This window comes from Pseudomonas sp. B1(2018), assembly GCF_003097365.1.
GTDB lineage: Bacteria > Pseudomonadota > Gammaproteobacteria > Pseudomonadales > Pseudomonadaceae > Aquipseudomonas > Aquipseudomonas laurylsulfatiphila.
The window spans coordinates 13,637-31,419 of record NZ_PYUK01000015.1 but is presented as its reverse complement, the minus strand read 5'-3'; the positions used below and the strand labels follow the sequence as shown (position 1 = coordinate 31,419).

Annotated in this window: 15 protein-coding genes; 10 read left to right on the top strand and 5 right to left on the bottom strand. The window is 62.2% G+C overall.

Going from position 1 to position 17,783, the window contains the following annotated elements; all coding sequences use genetic code 11:
* Positions 1–23 precede the first annotated feature (23 nt).
* The gene (locus tag C9422_RS22045) at positions 24–827 is read right to left on the bottom strand and encodes an enoyl-CoA hydratase/isomerase family protein (protein ID WP_116582131.1); all 804 of its coding nucleotides are present in this window, start codon (positions 825–827) and stop codon (positions 24–26) included.
* A gap of 51 nt (positions 828–878) precedes the next feature.
* Complete coding sequence (locus C9422_RS22040) at positions 879–2,033, bottom strand: CaiB/BaiF CoA-transferase family protein (protein ID WP_116582130.1); 1,155 nt, start codon at positions 2,031–2,033, stop codon at positions 879–881.
* A 196-nt stretch (positions 2,034–2,229) separates the two neighbouring features.
* Here C9422_RS22040 and C9422_RS22035 point away from each other — a divergent pair, with 196 nt between their 5' ends.
* The 10 genes from C9422_RS22035 (at position 2,230) to C9422_RS21985 (ending at position 13,433) form a co-directional block, all read left to right on the top strand.
* Positions 2,230–5,058 (top strand): LuxR C-terminal-related transcriptional regulator, encoded by a 2,829-nt coding sequence (locus C9422_RS22035; protein WP_116582129.1) that lies wholly within the window; start codon positions 2,230–2,232, stop codon positions 5,056–5,058.
* Positions 5,059–5,275: 217 nt separating this feature from the next.
* The gene (locus C9422_RS22025; RefSeq protein WP_256590011.1) at positions 5,276–6,433 is read left to right on the top strand and encodes an acyl-CoA dehydrogenase family protein; all 1,158 of its coding nucleotides are present in this window, start codon (positions 5,276–5,278) and stop codon (positions 6,431–6,433) included.
* A gap of 27 nt (positions 6,434–6,460) precedes the next feature.
* Positions 6,461–7,645 (top strand): lipid-transfer protein, encoded by a 1,185-nt coding sequence (locus C9422_RS22020; protein WP_116582127.1) that lies wholly within the window; start codon positions 6,461–6,463, stop codon positions 7,643–7,645.
* 29 nt (positions 7,646–7,674) lie between these two features.
* Positions 7,675–8,115, top strand: coding sequence for a MaoC family dehydratase N-terminal domain-containing protein (locus tag C9422_RS22015; RefSeq protein ID WP_007974190.1), 441 nt, complete (start codon positions 7,675–7,677; stop codon positions 8,113–8,115).
* 14 nt (positions 8,116–8,129) lie between these two features.
* Entirely contained in the window at positions 8,130–8,546 is a 417-nt protein-coding gene (locus tag C9422_RS22010) for a MaoC family dehydratase (protein ID WP_116582126.1), read from the top strand.
* Between the two features lie 30 nt (positions 8,547–8,576).
* Complete coding sequence (locus tag C9422_RS22005) at positions 8,577–9,401, top strand: SDR family NAD(P)-dependent oxidoreductase (RefSeq protein ID WP_007974186.1); 825 nt, start codon at positions 8,577–8,579, stop codon at positions 9,399–9,401.
* A 180-nt stretch (positions 9,402–9,581) separates the two neighbouring features.
* Positions 9,582–10,229, top strand: a complete 648-nt coding sequence (locus tag C9422_RS22000) for a TetR/AcrR family transcriptional regulator (RefSeq protein ID WP_116582125.1) — start codon at positions 9,582–9,584, stop codon at positions 10,227–10,229.
* Entirely contained in the window at positions 10,226–10,858 is a 633-nt protein-coding gene (locus C9422_RS21995) for an SDR family NAD(P)-dependent oxidoreductase (protein WP_116582124.1), read from the top strand. The genes C9422_RS22000 and C9422_RS21995 overlap by 4 nt, the downstream gene beginning before the upstream one ends.
* An 84-nt stretch (positions 10,859–10,942) precedes the next feature.
* Positions 10,943–12,523: an arylsulfatase gene (locus C9422_RS21990; protein ID WP_116582123.1), complete on the top strand. Its 1,581-nt coding sequence runs from the start codon at positions 10,943–10,945 to the stop codon at positions 12,521–12,523.
* 112 nt (positions 12,524–12,635) lie between these two features.
* Positions 12,636–13,433: a glycosyltransferase family 2 protein gene (locus tag C9422_RS21985; protein ID WP_116582122.1), complete on the top strand. Its 798-nt coding sequence runs from the start codon at positions 12,636–12,638 to the stop codon at positions 13,431–13,433.
* A gap of 212 nt (positions 13,434–13,645) precedes the next feature.
* On the opposite strand, the gene C9422_RS21980 is transcribed toward C9422_RS21985, so the two are convergent.
* The 3 genes from C9422_RS21980 to mqo form a co-directional block, all read right to left on the bottom strand.
* On the bottom strand, positions 13,646–14,281 hold the full coding sequence (locus C9422_RS21980; protein ID WP_116582121.1) for a c-type cytochrome: 636 nt from the start codon (positions 14,279–14,281) through the stop codon (positions 13,646–13,648).
* Between the two features lie 10 nt (positions 14,282–14,291).
* Positions 14,292–15,533: a molybdopterin-dependent oxidoreductase gene (locus C9422_RS21975; RefSeq protein ID WP_116582120.1), complete on the bottom strand. Its 1,242-nt coding sequence runs from the start codon at positions 15,531–15,533 to the stop codon at positions 14,292–14,294.
* A gap of 507 nt (positions 15,534–16,040) precedes the next feature.
* Positions 16,041–17,687: a malate dehydrogenase (quinone) gene (gene mqo, locus C9422_RS21970; RefSeq protein WP_116582119.1), complete on the bottom strand. Its 1,647-nt coding sequence runs from the start codon at positions 17,685–17,687 to the stop codon at positions 16,041–16,043.
* Between the last annotated feature and the right edge of the window lie 96 nt (positions 17,688–17,783).

The window sequence follows — 17,783 nt, the reverse complement described above, 5'->3', positions numbered from 1 at the left end:
GAATGCGGCGCTTGCCTGTTGCGTCAGGTGCCGGTGTACTTCGGTGAACGCTGCTCGGCCTGGGCCATGCGCCCTTCGGCGTGATCTTCGCTGTCGCGCAGCAACCCCCAGTGCAGATGGGCCTGGGTGACGAAATCCCGGGGTGAGAGGTGGGCGGTCTGCAAGGCCAGGCGCTTGATCGACTGCACCGCCAGCGGGCCGTTGGCGGCAATGCGCCCGGCCAGGTCCAGCGCCGCTGGCAGCAGACGGTCCTGGGGCAGCAGCTCTATGATCAAACCGATGTCCAAAGCCTCCTGCGCGCCGATCGACTCTCCGGTCAGGGCCATTTTCATCGCGTGTGCCGCCGGGATCGCACGCAGCAGGTACTGCACGCCGCCGGCCGCTGGAATGGTCGCGTCGCACACTTCAGGCAAGCCGAAGGTAGCGCCGCACGAAGCGATGCGCAGATCGCATTGCAGCGCCAGCTCAAGACCGCCTCCCAGGCAGGCACCATTGATGGCGGCAACCACCGGTTTCCAGATGTCCAGGTCGCTGAGGTCGAACAGCCGGCTGTAGCCACCCTCCTCGGCTTCGGTTTCGCGACTCTTGAGGGTGCCGGCGACGAACCCCGAAGCGGCCAGCAGCGACTCCTTGTGGCTCGCACCGCTGCAAAATGCACGTTCGCCGGCACCGGTCAGGACGATGACCCGCACCTGTTCGTCATCCTGGCAGGCGCCCAGGGTCTTGCGCAGGTGCATCAAATCGCTGAGGGTCAGCGCGTTGTTCGACTGTTGCGCATCGAGCGTGACAAGTGCCACGTGATCGATGATCTTGAACTGAATGGCCATGGGTGACTCCTGCGCTGCACGGATCTTTATGTTTTTTCGGGGCGAACGCGCTCAGGCGCGCCATCCCAGACCCAGCGCACGCAAGCGCTCGATGGCCGCTGTGTCGTAGCCCCAGTCGCGCAGTGCGTCGCCGCCGTGTTCGCCACGCTCGGGAGCGGGTTGCGGTTGCGCCGATGGCGTGCCAAGGAAGCGCGGAGCCGGGACCGGCTGCACCACCCCGTCGACCTCGATGAAGCTGCCACGGGCAACGCCATGGGGATGCCGGGCGGCCTCGACAAGCCCCAGCACCGGTGCAACGCAAGCGTCGCTGCCTTCGAACGCTGCCACCCACTGCTCGCGGGTGCGGCCCAGGAACGCAGCGGTGAAGGCCTCACGCAGCCGCGGCCAGCCAGCCCGGTCGTGCTGATTGGGCAGGTCGGCGTTGGACAGTCCGAGAACTTCCAGCATCTGCGCATAGAAGCGCGACTCGATCGGCCCGATTGCCATGTATTGGCCGTCGCGGGTTTCGTAGGTGTCGTACCAGGGCGCGCCGCCGTCGAGCAGGTTGCTGCCGCGCTGTTCTGTCCAGTGCCCGCCGGCGAGCAAGCCCCAGATCACCGAGCCCAGCTGCGCAGCACCTTCGGTCATGGCCGCGTCGACCACCTGGCCGGCGCCGCCGCGCTGCACGTTGACCAGCGCCGCCAGCACGCCCATCGCCAGCAGCATGCCGCCACCGCCGTAATCGCCCACCAGGTTCAGCGGCGGCACCGGTCGCCCACCGGCCGGGCCGATGCTCGACAACACACCTGACAAGGCGATGTAGTTCAGGTCATGCCCGGCGCGGTCGGCCATCGGGCCGGTCTGGCCCCAACCGGTCATCCGTGCGTAGACCAGGCGCGGATTGCGTTCGAGCGCGATGTCAGGGCCAAGACCCAGGCGCTCCATCGTGCCGGGGCGAAACCCCTCAATCACCACATCGGCACGTTCGATCAGTTCCAGCGCAGCGGCGACACTGTCCGGGCGCTTCAAGTCGAGGGTGACCGAACGCCGATTGCGCCCAGTAATATCGGCACGCTTGCCTTCCAGCTTCGGCCCCAAGTCACTGGCCTTCTGCGGGCGGTCGATGCGCACCACGTCGGCGCCCATGTCGGCCAACAGCATGGTGCCAAACGGCGCCGGCCCGATTGCCTCAAACTCCACCACCCGAATGCCACTCAGTACGCCCATTGCCAACGCTCCACTGTTCTGACGGAGCGCCACAGCACTCCTATTCTTGTGCCTTCCAGTAGATCAATCCGTTGATCGACGACCACCACCCACATCGGGTGGTGGCCGCCAAAGACAGGGTCATGCCACCCATGCCCTGGGTTACACTCGATGAGATTCGACGCACCCACAAAACAAGAAAGAATCGGACAGCCCCATGGATAAACACCGCAAGTCCAATGCATCGGACCCCCATGCCAGCCAGGTCTTCAATCCGGTTCAGTCCCCGATCGTCAGCACCAAACTGATTCCGCCGCGCAGCACCGGGCGCCTGATTTCCCGCGAACGCCTGCAGGATCAAATGCTCAAGGCCCGACGCTTGCGCTGCATCGTGCTCAAGGGGCCGGCCGGCTGCGGCAAGACCTCGACCCTGATCGCCTGGCGCCAGGCGCTGTTGCCGTTGGGATTCGATGTGGCGTGGCTGACGCTGTCGGCGGACGACAACGAACTGACGCGTGTTCTTGACTACCTGCTGGCGAGCCTCGGCCAAATCGACCCGGCGCTGGTGCGGGACGCGACTCAACTGGAAGGTCGCGGCATCGACAGCGAAGCCGTTGAACGCACTGTCATCACCCTGGTGCGCAGCATTGCCAGCCGTGGCCGTGAACTGGTGCTGGTACTCGACGACCTGCACCACCTGACCGACGTGGGAATTCACCAGGCCCTGCAATGGCTGATCGACTACGCCCCGGCCAACCTGCACCTGGCGCTGGTATCGCGCAGTGCCGTGCCGTTGTCCCTGGCGCGGTTGCGCAGCCAGGAACTGGTGCTCGAGCTGAACCTGCGGGACTTGCGCTTCACGGCGCTCGAGTCCGAACAGTTCCTCAAGGCGCAGTTGGGCGAGATCAATGCCCGCGACGCCAGGATGATGCATGAGCTGACCGATGGCTGGGTCGCCGGCCTGCAACTGCTCGCCGTCAGCCGCAAAAAGAACCGCCCGCCTGCCACCCCGGACGCCACGTCAGTGCACACGCAACTGCGGGACGATCAAGCCTTCGCCAAGTTTTTCGAAGTCGAAGTGCTGTCTCACCTGTCGCCGACCGACCTCGACCTGCTACTGCTCATGGCCGTGTGCAACCGATTCTGCGCCTCGTTGTGCGCCGCTCTCAGCGGCCACCCGCAGGCGGTTGCCGAAGCGAATGCGCTACTGACGCGCATGGAGCGGGACAACCTGTTCCTGATCCCGGTGGACAGCGCCGAACGTGAAACCTGGTATCGCCTGCACCCGCTGTTGCGCGAAACCCTGCTCAAGTATTTCGACTCCCGCAGCCAGGCCGAGCAACACGCGGTGCACGTGCGGGCGTGGCACTGGTTCCGTGACCACAATCACCTGGATGAAGCGGTGCACCATGCGGTCATGGGCGGCGACCCGGCTGCCGCCGCCGACCTGGTGGAGCAACACGCCGAGGCGCTCTACGCCCATGGCGACCTGCGCATGTTGATCGAGCTGGTACGGCTGTTGCCGGTCGAACAGGTACAGGCTCGGGTCAAGTTGCGCATCCTCAAGGCGCGGATGCAGTTGTATGCCCGGGATTTCGTGGCCTGCAGCGCCAGTCTCGAACAACTGTTTCGCGACGTTCCCGAGAGCGAAGTCCATGACCACTTCATGATCTCGCTGCTGCGCGCCTCCCTGGCCCTGCAACGGGATGACACCGACGCGGCCATGACGGTCCTGCCGCAACTGCTCAACCCGCCGCCGGGCAGCAACAGCGTGGCCATCGGCTCCTGCGCCAATATCCTGTCCTGGCTGTACATGCACCGCGGCGAATACGAAAAGGCCCGGCAGGTACAACTCGACCGGCCGAACCTGCTGATCAATGGCGAACCGCTGCTGGGAACCACGGCGGGCAGCCTTCAGGGGCGTTGCATGATTGGCTTGAGCCTGGCCCTTGAAGGCCAGATGACTCAGGCGGAAAGGGTTTACCGCGACGTGCTGCATGAGGCCGGCCAATGCGGCAAGGCCGGTGCCGACGCGACTTATCTCTCCGCCGCGCTGCTCGGTGAGGTGCTGTACGAAACCAACGATGTCGACGCCGCGTTCAAAATGCTCTCGGGCTGGATCGACCTGCTCGAACGGATTTCGATTCCCGATTCCGTCCTGCGTGTGCTGCAAGTGTTATGGAACGTGCAATGGCTGGCAGGTAACCATCAAGAAGCCCTGGCGTTTGTCGAGCGGCTGGATGAGTACGCGATCAAACTCGGTCTGGAGCGCCTGCAAGCCTACTGCCTGACCTGGCAAGTGCGCTGGTTGCTGATTCTCGGGGAGACGGCACAAGCCCAGGCCAAACTGGCGCGCCTGGAAGCCATCGACGCGCGTCACCCGGATGCCGGGCACACGGCCCTGAAGGAAATCCACATCCTGGCCGAGAATGCCCGCGCTCGCTGGCAACTGGTCCAGGGTGATCTGGACGGGGCTTGCGATCGCATCGAACGATTGATCGAAACCTGCGACCGGCATCGTCGCCAACTCGGGACAACGCGCCTGCTGGTGCTCAGCGCCGTGATCGAGTCCGAACGCGGCAACCCTGAACGGGCACGGATCAAAGTCATCGAAGCCTTGCGCCGAGGTCAACGCTTTGGCCTGGTGCGCAGCCTCCTCGACGCCCATCCGGATGGCTTGAAACTGATCTGCGATATCGCCGCCCGCGAAGCCCTGGACCCGGTGCTGGCGTTTTATGTCGAGCGCTTGCAGGCGGCCGAGGCCACGACCCCGGCGATCTCGAAGGCCAAACCTGCGACAACGGCCACCAGCAAACCGTTGACGGCCGGGATCGAGCCGTTGAGCGAGCGAGAAATCGAAGTCGTGCGCCTGCTGGCCCAGGCCCTGCCCAACAAGAAAATCGCCCGTGCCCTGGGCCTGTCCCCGGAAACCGTGAAATGGCACCTGAGCCATATCTACAGCAAGCTCGGCGTCAGCAGCCGCGATGAAGCGGTGGCCCGGGTGCGCGATCTGGAATCCCAGGATGACAGCAACGTCCACCCCTGAAACCCTGTAGGAGCTGCCGCAGGCTGCGATCTTTTGACTTTGTTTTTCAAGAACAAGATCAAGAGATCGCAGCCTGCGGCAGCTCCTACATGGATTGTTTTTTTCCCTGCCACCCGGCTCGGGTGGCGTTCGGGCCACGGGCCCCACCTATCGTAACCCTCAGATCACAGGCGCAGTCCGCGCCTTGCGTAAGCGCTCGGCCCAAGGCCGGCCTGCCATGTTTGAGGAGTCTTGCGTGCACATCGCCCGAACCGTTTTCCGCGACGACCATGAGATGTTCCGCACCACCGTGCGACGCTTTTTCGAACGCGAATGCCTGCCGCGCCAGGCCGCCTGGGACAAGGCCGGTCAGGTCGACCGCGAAACCTGGCTCAAGGCCGGCCGCGAAGGCTTGCTCGGCATCACCCTGCCCATCGAATACGGTGGTGGTGGCGGTGATTTCGGTCACTGCGCGGTGTTCAACGAGGAGTTCGCCCGGGCCGGCGTGAGTGGCGCCTACTTCGGCATGCATTCGGACGTCATCGCTCCGTACATCAATCGCTGCGGCAACGAAGAACAGAAACAGCAGTGGCTGCCGGGCATTTGCTCGGGCGAGACCATCCTGGCCATCGCCATGACCGAGCCCGGCACCGGCAGCGACCTCAAGGCCGTGCGCACCACCGCCGTGCGCGATGGCGACGAATACGTGATCAACGGCAGCAAGACCTTCATCAGCAACGGCCTGACCGCCGACCTGGTGATTGTCGTGTGCAAGACCGACCCGGCTGCCGGCGCCAAGGGCATCAGCCTGATCGCCGTGGAAGCCAGCCGCGCCGGCTTCAAGCGCGGGCGCAAACTGGAGAAAGTCGGCCAGGCCGCCGCCGACACGTCCGAGCTGTTCTTCGACAATGTCCGCGTGCCGGTCGGCAACCGCCTTGGTGAGGAAGGCCTGGGCTTTACCTACCTGATGGGTGAACTGCCCCAGGAGCGCTTCTCGATCGCCGTGTCCGCCGCCGCGAAGCTGGAGCGCCTGCTGGAGCAGACCCTCGAATACGTGAAAGACCGCAAGGCCTTCAACCAGACCGTCTGGGACTTCCAGAACAGCAAATTCAAGCTCGCCGACATCAAGGCCCAGGCCACCTCCATGCGGGTGATGGTCGACTACTACCTGGGCGAGCACATGCGCCGGCGCCTGACCCTGGAAGAAGCGGCCATCGCCAAGCTCTTCACCACCGAGACCCTGTGGAAATGCATCGACGACATGGTCCAGCTGCACGGTGGCTACGGCTACATGATGGAGTACCCGATCGCCCGCGCTTTCGTCGACTCACGGGTCAATCGCATCTACGGCGGCACCAGTGAAGTCATGCGCGAAATGATCGCGCGCAAGCTCTGAACCTCTCAAACAACAAGGAAAACAACGATGAGCAATAAAGTGTTCGTTGCTGGCGTCGGCATGATCCAGTTCAAGAAACCGGGAACCAACGAGCCCTACGACGTCATGGGTGAACAGGCGATCCGCCAGGCCCTGGCCGATTCGGGTGTGGATTTCAATGACATCCAGCAGGCCTACGCCGGTTATGTCTACGGCGACTCCACCTGCGGCCAGAAAGCCCTGTACCGCGTGGGCATGACCGGCATCCCGCTGATCAACGTCAACAACAACTGCGCCACCGGTTCCAGTGCGCTGTTCCTGGCTCGCCAGGCGGTACAAAGCGGCGCGGTGGACTGCGCCCTGGCGTTTGGCTTCGAACACATGAACCCGGGCGCCTTGAAATCCGCCTGGACCGATCGCGCACCGGCCACCGAACGTGCCCTGGTGCTGGCCAACGAACTGATCGGCATGCCTGACCTGCCCAATGCCATCCGCCAGTTCGGCGGCGCCGGCTACGCGCACATGCAGAAGTACGGCACCCGACTGGAAACCTTCGCCAAGATCCGCGCCAAGGCCAGCCGTCACGCCGCCAATAACCCGCTGGCAGTGTTCCGCAACGTGGTGAGCAGCGAAGAAGTCATGGCCGCCCCGATGTTGTGGGAAGGCGTGATGACGCGATTGATGGCCTGCCCGCCGACCTGTGGCGCTGCCGCGGCCATCGTGGTGTCCGAAGCGTTCGCGAAAAAGCACGGCCTGCGCACCGACGTATTGATGGCCGGCCAGGCGCTGACCACTGACCTGCCGAGCACCTACGACGCCAGGGACATGATCCGCGTGGTCGGTTTCGACATGACCCGCATGGCTGCGGATATCGCCTACAACCAGGCCGGTATCGGCCCGCAGGACGTCGACGTCATCGAACTGCACGACTGCTTCGCGCAGAACGAACTGTTGACCTATGAAGGCCTGGGCCTGTGCGCCGAAGGCGGCGGTGAGCGACTGGTCAACGATGGCGACAACACCTATGGCGGCAAATGGGTGACCAATCCGTCCGGCGGCCTGCTCTCCAAGGGCCACCCGCTGGGCGCCACCGGCCTGGCCCAGTGCTTTGAACTGACCCACCAATTGCGCGGCACCGCCGAACAACGCCAGGTGCAGGACGCGCGCATTGCGGTGCAGCACAACCTCGGCCTGGGCGGCGCCTGCGTGGTCACCGTTTACCAGAAAAACTGACGCGCCCGCAGAGCAAAGGAGCCATTTCGATGATCGACAAGAAACACATCGGCAGACAACTGCCCACTTTCCTCGTGACCGCCGAAGCCGGGCAACTGCGCTTCTTCGCCAAGGCCACCGGTGAAACCAACCCGGTTTACTTTGACGAACAGGCCGCACGCGATGCCGGGTATCCCAACCTGCCGCTGCCGCCGACCTTTCTGTTTTCGCTGGAGTTCCAGATTCCCTCGAACGCCTGGCGTGACGAACTGGGCATCGTCACCGCGCGCATTTTGCATGGCGAAGAATCCTTCCGTTATCACCGCATGGCCTATGCCGGCGACACGTTGCGCTTCGATGTGCGCATCGCCGACATCTACGACAAGAAAGGCGGCGCCCTGGAATTCGTGGTGCGCGAAACCCGAGTCACCAATCAGCACGGTGAGCATGTTGCGGACCTGCGCAGCGTGCTTGTGCAGCGCAACAGCTGAAGCGGAGAACACTGATGAACGCGATTAGCCTGGAAAAAATCAACGTCGGCGACACCCTGCCACCACTGGCCCTGCCGCCGATCAACCGCACCACCCTGGCCCTGTTCGCCGGTGCGTCGGGTGATCACAACGCTATTCACATCGACACTGATTACGCCCGCCGGGCCGGCATGCCCGACGTGTTCGCCCACGGCATGCTGTCGATGGCCTACCTCGGTCGCCTGCTGACCCAGTGGGTCGATCAGCGCCAGTTGCGCGAGTTCTGCGTGCGCTTTCTCGGCATCACTCACCTGGGTCACCAGATCACCTGCACCGGCACTGTCGTCGAGCGCTTCGAGGTCGAGGGCGAGCAACGGATCAAGGTCGAAGTGCGCACCACCAATCAATTCGGCGAGACCAAGATCGTTGGCGACGCCGTGATCGCTCTGTAAACAAAACTGATCACTGAGGAGCAACACCCCATGGCAAAACTCGAAGGCAAAGTCGCACTGGTCACCGGTTCCGGTCGTGGCATCGGTCAACAGATCGCCCTGAAACTGGCGAGCGAAGGCGCGCGCATCGTGATCAACGACCTGGACGCCGACCCGGCCCACGAGACCGCTGAAATGATCCGCAAGCTGGGTGGCGAAGCCGCCGTCTGCCACGGCAACGTCAGCGCCCCGGACTTCGGCGACCGCTACGTCAAGACCGCGATGGACAACTTCGGCGCCATCGACATCATCGTCAACAACGCCGGCTACACTTGGGACGACGTGATCCAGAAGATGAGCGACGAGCAGTGGTACGCCATTCTCGATTGCCACATGACCGCGCCCTTCCGCATCCTGCGTGCCGCCTACCCGATCATCAAGGCCCAGGCCCAGGCCGATGCGGCGGCCGAGCGCGAGGTGTTCCGCAAAGTGGTGAACATTTCTTCGGTGTCGGCCCTCAACGGCAACGCCGGGCAGATGAACTACTCCTCGGCCAAGGCCGGCGTGATCGGCATGACCCGTGCGCTGGCGCGCGAATGGGGTCGTTTCAAGGTCAACGTCAATGCCGTGGCCTTCGGTTTCATCGAAACCCGCATGACCAAGGCCGACGCCCATGCCGGCGCCACGGTGAACATCGAAGGCCGTGACATCCGAGTCGGCATCAGCCCGGAAGCCGCCAAGTCGTTCGCCCAGCGCAACCCGCTGGGTCGTCCGGGCACCGTGCAGGAAGCGGCTGATGCGGTGTACCTGTTCTGCTCACCAGAGTCGAACTACATCACGGCGCAGACCATCGCGGTCGCTGGCAATCTGCAATAAGCACAAAGCGATAAGCAGCAGGTAAAAACCACTGTGGCGAGGGAGCTTGCTCCCGCTGGGGCGCGAAGCGGCCCCGAAAAAATGGGCCTGCTTCGCAGCCCAACGGGAGCAAGCTCCCTCGCCACAAAAAGCTCCTCCGCCACAACTTCGTTTGAGTTTTGATGACCGCAGGACCACCCCATGAACATGACTGAAAGCAACATCCGCCTGGCCGCCATCAAACTGATCTCGCGCAACGGCTTCGGCTCGATGAGCCTGCGCCAGCTCGCCACTGAAGCTGGCATCAACGCCTCGACGCTGTACCTCTACTACAAAGGCAAAAACGAACTGCTGCTGGAGCTGATTCTCGAATATTTCCAGGGGGTGTCCCGGGAGTGGGCACGGCGTCGCCCCAAAAAGTGCGCGACCGCCGATATCAAACTGCTTGCCTTCATCGCCTGCCACGTGCGTTATCACCTGGAACACCAGGACGAGGCCATGCTCGGCAATCTGGAGTTCAGAAGCCTCGACGAAGAGGATCTGGAGCAGGTCCGCCAAGCCCGGCGTCAGTATCTGAACGCCCTGCAGGAACTGCTGGAACAAGGGGTCAAGGAAGGTTCGCTGAGCTGCGCCGAACCCAAATTGATGGCCCGCACCCTGTTCAACATGCTCACCCATGCCTGCGTCTGGTACCAGGCCGATGGTCGCTGGAGCATTGATGCCGTCATCCGCCATTACTCGGAACTGGTGTTGAAAATGCTCGGCGCCGCGCCTGTTCCGTCGCCCGGGATACCTGTCCCACGAGCCCTGATCACCCGCCGCCCGATAACCGCGGAGGCACGCCCATGAGCGATCTCATGCAGCCGTTTTCCATGGCCGGCAAGACCGTCCTGGTGGCCGATGCCAGCACCCGACTGGGCGCGCATTTCGCCCGCCTGATCAGCCTCGCCGGCGCCCGTGTGGCCCTCGGCGGCCAGCACCCTTCGCAGTTGGAGCAACTGGCGGCCGACCTGCATTGGGAAGGTGGCGAAGTCATGGTTGTCAGCCTCGACAGCGCCCGCAGACCGAGCATCGAAGCCGCCCTGGACACCGTGCAGGAGCGATTCGGCAGCGTCGATGTGCTGATCAACAACAGCGCCGAGCGCGAGCATGTTGCCCTGAACAATCACATCGTCCACTGCACCAGCCTGCACATGATCAAGGCCGAACGCGGTGGCAGCATCGTCAATATCGACCCGCCGCCGCGCCCCATCAGCGAGCCGAACCCGTGCCTGCGCACCAATAGCAGCCTGATCCGCATGAGCCGCGCCATGGCCCAGTCGCTGACACCCCACCGCATTCGCGTCAACGTCATCGCCGCCGGTCGAGGCAAGGACGCCGGCCTGCAAGAACTCAACGGCCCCTTGTTACTGCTGGCCAGCGGTGCCGGCGCCAGCGTCACCGGCGCGGTGTTGCATATCGACGACCACGCCACCTGATACGGGTGGCGCGAACCTTTTGACGACGTTCGAACATGGCCGCTGGTCGCCCTGCGCGACGCCCGTCAACAAGGAGCCAGTCAGATGACTCGCATAAAAAAGTGGCTGCCGAAACTCGCCCTGGTGGCGACGACGGTCATGGCAATGGCGGCGAATGCCGCTGACAAACCCAACATTCTGGTGATCTTCGGCGATGACATCGGCCAGACCAACATCAGCGCCTATTCCATGGGCGTGGTCGGCTACAAGACGCCGAACATCGACCGCATCGCCCACGAAGGCATGCTGTTCACCGACTATTACGCGGAGAACAGCTGCACCGCCGGGCGTTCGTCGTTCATCACCGGCCAGTCACCGCTACGCACCGGCCTGACCAAGGTGGGCGTACCGGGCGCGCCGATCGGCCTGCAAAAACGTGACATTACCATCGCCCAGGCCCTCAAATCCCAAGGCTACGCCACCGGCCAGTTCGGCAAGAATCACCTGGGCGACAAGGACGAGTTCCTGCCGACCAACCACGGTTTCGACGAATTCTTCGGCAACCTCTATCACCTCAACGCCGAAGAGGAGCCCGAGCGCCCTTACTGGCCCAAGGATGACCCGGACTTCGTCAAGGCCAGGACGCCTCGCGGTGTGATCCACAGCTACGCCGACGGCAAGATCGAAGACACCGGCGCGCTGACCGCCAAGCGCATGGAAACCATCGACGACGAAACCACCGCTGCCGCTCAATCCTTCATCGAGAAACAAGCGAAGGCCGACAAGCCGTTCTTCGTCTGGATGAACACCACGCGCATGCATCTGTTCACCCACGTACGCGACTCGATGAAGGGCCAGAGCGGCATGCCCGGCAACGATTACGCCGATGGCATGCTGGAGCACGACGGCGACGTCGGCAAACTGCTGAAAACCCTCGACGACCTGAAGATCGCCGACAACACCATTGTCGTCTACACCACCGACAACGGCCCGAACCAGTTCTCCTGGCCGGACGCAGCCACCACGCCGTTCCGTAACGAGAAGAACTCCAACTGGGAAGGCGCCTACCGCGTGCCGGCGATCATTCGTTGGCCGGGCAAGATTAAGGCCGGTGAAGTCTCCAACGAGCTGTTCTCGGGCATGGACTGGTTCCCGACCTTGCTGGCAGCCGCGGGCGAAACCGACGTGAAGGAAAAGTTGCTCAAGGGTTGGGCACCGACCTCGGGTGGCAACAGCTTCAAAGTGCACCTGGACGGCTACAACCAGTTGCCGTACCTGACCGGCCAACAGCCTAAAGGCGAGCGTCGCGAGTTCTACTACTTCAACGACGACGGCGTGCTGGTATCGATGCGCTTCGACAACTGGAAAGTGGTCTTCGCCGAACAGCGCGAACCCGGTGGCTTTGCGGTGTGGAGCAGCCCGTTCGTGCCACTGCGCGTGCCGAAGCTGTTCAACCTGCGCATGGACCCGTATGAACGGGCTGACCTGGTCTCGGACCAGTACAACGACTGGCTGGTGAAAAACTCCTACCTGATGGCCGCGGGTGTTGCCAAGGCGGCGCGCTTCCTGCAGACCTTCATCGAGTACCCGCCGAGCCAGAAGCCTGCCAGTTTCAGCGTTGACCAGATTCGTGCGGCGGTCGATGCAAAAATCGAAGAGAAGCTGAAAAACCAGGCCAAGCCCTAGGCGTATCGAGGCCGCCTGAATGCCAACGGCCAACCCGCCCAGGTGAAATTAAGCTTGGGCTAAGGTTGCTTGTTTAGTCTTCGAGGCTTTCAGGTAGTCGAGCATTTCGAAGATGGCCCGTGTCGATACAAGCGCCAAACCGCCGTTCAGCATCGTGCTGGTGAATTACAAAACCCTCGATCTGACCAGGATCTGCCTGGACCTTTTACGTGAGCCTGCACGCAAAGCCGGCATACCCGTCTGGGTGGTGGACAACGATTCGGCGGACGCCAGCGTCGAGTATCTGCGCTCACTGGACTGGATCAACCTGATCGAACGCGATGCCCCCACCAAAGAACCCGGCCACATCGCCCATGGCAAGGCACTGGACATGGCGCTTTCCAGGGTCGATACCGACCATCTGTTCCTGATGCACACCGACACCTTCGTCTTCGATGCCAGCATCTTTACGATGATGATGGAGCACTGCACCAGGGACCGAAATGTCATCGCGGTCGGCTGCACCGAACAACTCAATCGCGGGTTGCCAAGGACTGTCTGGCGCTTCACCTCACGCTTCGCAAAGCACCATTTTCGCCGCTTGAAACTGTCCCTGGGCCTGCGCTCAAGAGAACCGAAGCCCTACACCGAAACCCACCTGAAAAGCTTTTGCACCCTTTGGAATTGCAGTCTGATGAAGCAGCAGGGTCTGCATTTCCAGATCGATGACCGGGTGCCCGGTTATGAGCTGCAGGACCGCGCGATCGGCCTCGGCTACAAGGTGGTGTTTCTGTCCCCCGGCAAAATCTTCAAGTACCTGGACCACGTCCAGGCCGGCACCGTCGCCGCCGCTGGCGGATATGGCCGGGATCACCGCCGGACCAAAATGTACCAGGACATTCTCAAGCGCTTCAGTGCCGACAATCCCTAGATGGATTGAACAAATCGCACTCACAGAAAAGCCCACTGACCGTCAATCCCGGGGGAACACAGATAACGAAATATCTGTAGGAGCTGCCGCAGGCTGCGATCTTTTGATCTTGCTTTTACGATCAGGAGATTGCTGAAGATCAAGATCAAAAGATCGCAGCCTGCGGCAGCTCCTACAGGGGAAGGCGTGCTCCACCAAACTGGACGGCGGACTCACTGGCTCATGATGAACGTCGCCAGGCTTTTCAGGTCGTCAGGGCCCAATTGCGCGAAGGGCGGCATGGGCACATCCCCCCACTTCCCGCTGCCGCCATGCTGAATGCTGGACATTACCTGGGCCAGCGCCTGCGGGTCATTGGCATATTTGGCCGCTACATCGTGATAGGCCGGGCCAATGACCTTATGGTCGATTGCGTGGCAGGACAGGCAGGCGTTGTCCTTGAGCAAGGCCGAAGCCACTTTTGCCACCGACACCGTCGGCGGCTGCTCCACCGGCGGATTCGAGGCCGCCTGGACATCGGCGTCGCTGGCCTTGGCACTGCCGTAGGTCGCCGCCAGGTAGGCGCCGATCACACTCACGTCCTGGTCGCTGATCGGAGCACCGTACACGTGCTGCATCTTGCCCGCTTCGGCGGTCCACTGCGCCAGGCTCATGCCGGGCGGCTGGAAGTTGATGTAGTCGGCCGAATGGCAGATGGAGCACTTCTGCTGCGCCAATGGGTAGCCAGGCAGCGAACTGGGCTTGAACGCTGCCGTTTCGGGCGGCAAGGTGATCGAGAGTGGCGCGGCGTCAGCCAGGGTCATCAGGCAAACCTGGGCGGCGCACAGCAGGGAGGTCAAAAATTTCATGCAGCCCTCCTCAGGCGACGGTCACGTGGCGGGTTTCGGCGACGTGCCGGCGGTAGCCACCGGGGTTCCAGTCCGCTTGCAGCGGCTGCGTCTCGCCGGCCCTGTTGCTGGCTCGCACCATCAACTGAGTGGCGCCCTTGCGGGTAAAGGTGATCGGCAGCGTCCACTCACGAAAGGAGAAACGGCCCAGGTCCTGCCCGAGGGTGGATTCGCGCCATGTAGCTCCGCCGTCGATCGACACCTCGACCTTGTTGACCCCCACGCCGCCGTCGAACGCGATGCCCTTGAGCACCAGGCTCTGGTTCAGCGGCAATACATCGCCGTGTTTGACGCTGGTGATGAAACTGCGCACCGGCAACCTGGAAATCGGTTGGGTTTTCGCCGCCGTGGTGCCGGGGGCAATGCACAGGCAATCGTTATCCGGAACCCGGTACCCCTTGGCCATGAAAAAACCGTCGTAGGTATGGTCGACGACTTCGATCTCACTCAGGTGCTTGACCCAGTACGTGCCGAAATAACCCGGCACCACCAGACGAATCGGATAACCGTTGAGAAATGGCAGGTCGGTGCCATTCATTGACCAGGCGATCATCGGCTCGCCGTCCATGGCATGGCTGATGTCCAGCGCCTTGATGAACTCCGGCGTGCTCGGCAGCACCGGCTTATCGAGTCCACGGAAGGTCACTTGCATGGCGCCGGCCTTCACTCCCGCCTTTTCCAGTACCGCCTTGAGCGGTACACCCAACCACCGCGCATTGCCCATCGAGCCATTGCCCAACTGAGCCCCGAACACCCGCGGCATCGAAAAGCCACGGCTGTTGCCCGAACACTGATTGACGGCCACCACCTCCACCGGCTCGGCAAGCGCCTTGAGTTCGGCGAGGGAAAGCGACAGCGGCGTGTCGACCAAGCCCTTGATCGCCAGGCGGTAGCTGTCCGGATCGATACTGGTCGGGAAATTGGCCAGGTGGTAACGCACGAAAAACGCGTCATTGGGCGTAATGGCCCCTTCGTTGAAGACAGAAAAAGGCGTCTCCAGGTGCGGCGGGCGCGTGGTCACCAGGGTCAACGGGCGTTTTTGCGGGTATTGCACCAACGGTCGCGGGCCCGCGGCAAAGGTCACTTCTTCAGTGTTTTCCTCCGCGGCCCTGGCCAGATTTGCCACCGGCGAAGCCGCCAACGCCAACGTGAAAGCATCGCGTAAAACCCGCCGGCGGCTCGGCTGGCGGCTGTCTAAAAAACTGAACTTCATTCTGCGCTCTCTATGATTGTTTTATCGAGATGCAACTGACTACTGTGGGAGCGAGCACGCCCCTACAAATTCCCGCCAGGGCAAAGAGGTATCAGACTTACGGTTTCGCGTTACCCGGGTCGGTAAAACAAACCAGTATCGACACAGCCAACCTGTCTGCTTCACATTGAGCGTCAGATACTTGGCAATTGATGACAGGGATTGCCGATATGTGCGGCATAGAGAGAGTGCTGTTCACTTAAGCAGATGCCTCAGACACACCTGCTTTCTGTGGCGAGGGAGCTTGCTCCCGCTGGGCTGCGTAGCGGCCCCAAAAAAAATATGACAACAATGTCGTTTTTTATGAGTGCTACGCACTCAAGCGGGAGCAAGCTCCCTCGCCACGGGTTTCTCTTTGACTGAAGACACGCTTAAGTAAACAGCTTTTCGGCATGTCCTGGTCATCGCCCACAAAAAAGCCCACTGACCGTCGCCGGTTCAGTGGGCTTTTTTTGATCCGGCGTCTAGTTACAGAGCCATATCACTCGCAGCACTAGCCTTCGGTGCCTTCGCATCCGTATCGACAGTCACTGGCTTCACAGCCGGCGCGATCACCGCTGGTGGCGGAGTCAGTTCCAGCACCTTGGCGGTGTAGGCCCACTCTTCAGCAACCTTCTCGGGGCTGTTGTTCAGCTGGGTGCCGTAGCTCGGTACGATCTGGTGCAGTTTTGCCTGCCACTCAGGGCTCGCGACCTTGTCCTTGAACACTTTCTGCAGCACGGTCAGCATGATCGGTGCGGCGGTCGATGCGCCTGGGGAGGCGCCCAGCAGGCCGGCGATGCTGCCGTCTTGCGAAGCGACGATTTCGGTGCCCAGTTTCAACACGCCACCGGCGGCTTCGTCACGCTTGATGATCTGCACGCGCTGGCCGGCTTGCCACAGGCGCCAGTCTTCAGCCTTGGCATTCGGGAAGTATTCCTTCAGGGCGTTGAGGCGGTCTTCATCCGACAGCATCAGCTGGCCTGCAAGGTACTCGACCAGCGGGTATTCCTTGATGCCGACCTTGGTCATTGGCCACACGTTGTGGGTGGTCGTGGTGGTCAGCAGGTCCAGGTACGAACCTTCTTTCAGGAACTTGGTGCTGAAGGTCGCGAACGGGCCAAACAGGATCACGCGCTTGCCGTCCAGCACGCGGGTGTCCAGGTGCGGAACCGACATCGGCGGTGCGCCCACCGAAGCCTTGCCGTAGGCCTTGGCCAGGTGTTGTTCGGCGATGGTCGGGTTCTCGGTCACCAGGAACGAGCCGCCGACCGGGAAGCCTGCGTATTCCTGGGCTTCAGGAATGCCGGACTTCTGCAGCAGGTGCAGGGCACCGCCGCCGGCGCCGATGAACACGAACTTGGCGTCGGTTTCGGTCTTGCTGCCGTCTTTGAGGTTCTTGTAGCTGACGCGCCAGCTGCCGTCGGCGTTCTTGGTGATGTCCTGTACTTCGCTGGACAGCTTCAAGTCGAATTTCGGCGTGGTTTGCAGGTGTGCAACGAACTGACGCGTGATTTCGCCGAAGTTCACGTCGGTGCCGATCGGGCTCCAGGTGGCCGCGATTTTCTGGTTCGGGTCACGCCCTTCCATCATCAGTGGCACCCACTGCTTGATCACAGCCGGGTCTTCGGAGTACTGCATGCCGGCGAACAGCGGGCTCGCCTGCAGGGCGTCGTAGCGTTTTTTCAGGAACTTGATGTTGTCATCGCCCCACACGAAGCTCATGTGCGGCGTGGAGTTGATGAACGAACGCGGGTTCTTCAGCACGCCTTGCTGAACCTGCCAGGCCCAGAACTGACGGGAAATCTGGAAGGCTTCGTTGATTTCAACGGCCTTCGGGATCGAGACCTTGCCGTTCTCGTCTTCCGGGGTGTAGTTCAGCTCGGCCAGGGCGGAGTGACCGGTACCGGCGTTGTTCCAGCCGTTGGAGCTTTCCTGGGCGACGCCGTCGAGGCGCTCGATCATTTCCATCGAAGTGCCAGGTTCCAGCTCGTTGAGCCAGACACCCAGGGTCGCGCTCATGATGCCGCCGCCAATCAGCAGTACGTCGACCTTCTTGGCTTCTTCGGCCTGGGCTGTCGTCATCCCCAACGACAAGGCCAGCCCCAGCAGGGCTGTGTTCACTTTCTTAAACATCTGTAGCACCTATGATAAAACGCCATCCGCCCTTCCATCCTCATGCGCACAGCCCCCGTGTTTCACGGCAGTCACGGATGCGGCTCTCAAGGATTG

Coding starts and splice junctions, on each gene's coding strand:
- C9422_RS22045 (WP_116582131.1), bottom strand. CDS start 827: ATGGCCATTCAGTTCAAGATCATCGATCACGTGGCACTTGTCACGCTC.
- C9422_RS22040 (WP_116582130.1), bottom strand. CDS start 2,033: ATGGGCGTACTGAGTGGCATTCGGGTGGTGGAGTTTGAGGCAATCGGG.
- C9422_RS22035 (WP_116582129.1), top strand. CDS start 2,230: ATGGATAAACACCGCAAGTCCAATGCATCGGACCCCCATGCCAGCCAG.
- C9422_RS22025 (WP_256590011.1), top strand. CDS start 5,276: ATGTTTGAGGAGTCTTGCGTGCACATCGCCCGAACCGTTTTCCGCGAC.
- C9422_RS22020 (WP_116582127.1), top strand. CDS start 6,461: ATGAGCAATAAAGTGTTCGTTGCTGGCGTCGGCATGATCCAGTTCAAG.
- C9422_RS22015 (WP_007974190.1), top strand. CDS start 7,675: ATGATCGACAAGAAACACATCGGCAGACAACTGCCCACTTTCCTCGTG.
- C9422_RS22010 (WP_116582126.1), top strand. CDS start 8,130: ATGAACGCGATTAGCCTGGAAAAAATCAACGTCGGCGACACCCTGCCA.
- C9422_RS22005 (WP_007974186.1), top strand. CDS start 8,577: ATGGCAAAACTCGAAGGCAAAGTCGCACTGGTCACCGGTTCCGGTCGT.
- C9422_RS22000 (WP_116582125.1), top strand. CDS start 9,582: ATGAACATGACTGAAAGCAACATCCGCCTGGCCGCCATCAAACTGATC.
- C9422_RS21995 (WP_116582124.1), top strand. CDS start 10,226: ATGAGCGATCTCATGCAGCCGTTTTCCATGGCCGGCAAGACCGTCCTG.
- C9422_RS21990 (WP_116582123.1), top strand. CDS start 10,943: ATGACTCGCATAAAAAAGTGGCTGCCGAAACTCGCCCTGGTGGCGACG.
- C9422_RS21985 (WP_116582122.1), top strand. CDS start 12,636: ATGGCCCGTGTCGATACAAGCGCCAAACCGCCGTTCAGCATCGTGCTG.
- C9422_RS21980 (WP_116582121.1), bottom strand. CDS start 14,281: ATGAAATTTTTGACCTCCCTGCTGTGCGCCGCCCAGGTTTGCCTGATG.
- C9422_RS21975 (WP_116582120.1), bottom strand. CDS start 15,533: ATGAAGTTCAGTTTTTTAGACAGCCGCCAGCCGAGCCGCCGGCGGGTT.
- mqo (WP_116582119.1), bottom strand. CDS start 17,687: ATGTTTAAGAAAGTGAACACAGCCCTGCTGGGGCTGGCCTTGTCGTTG.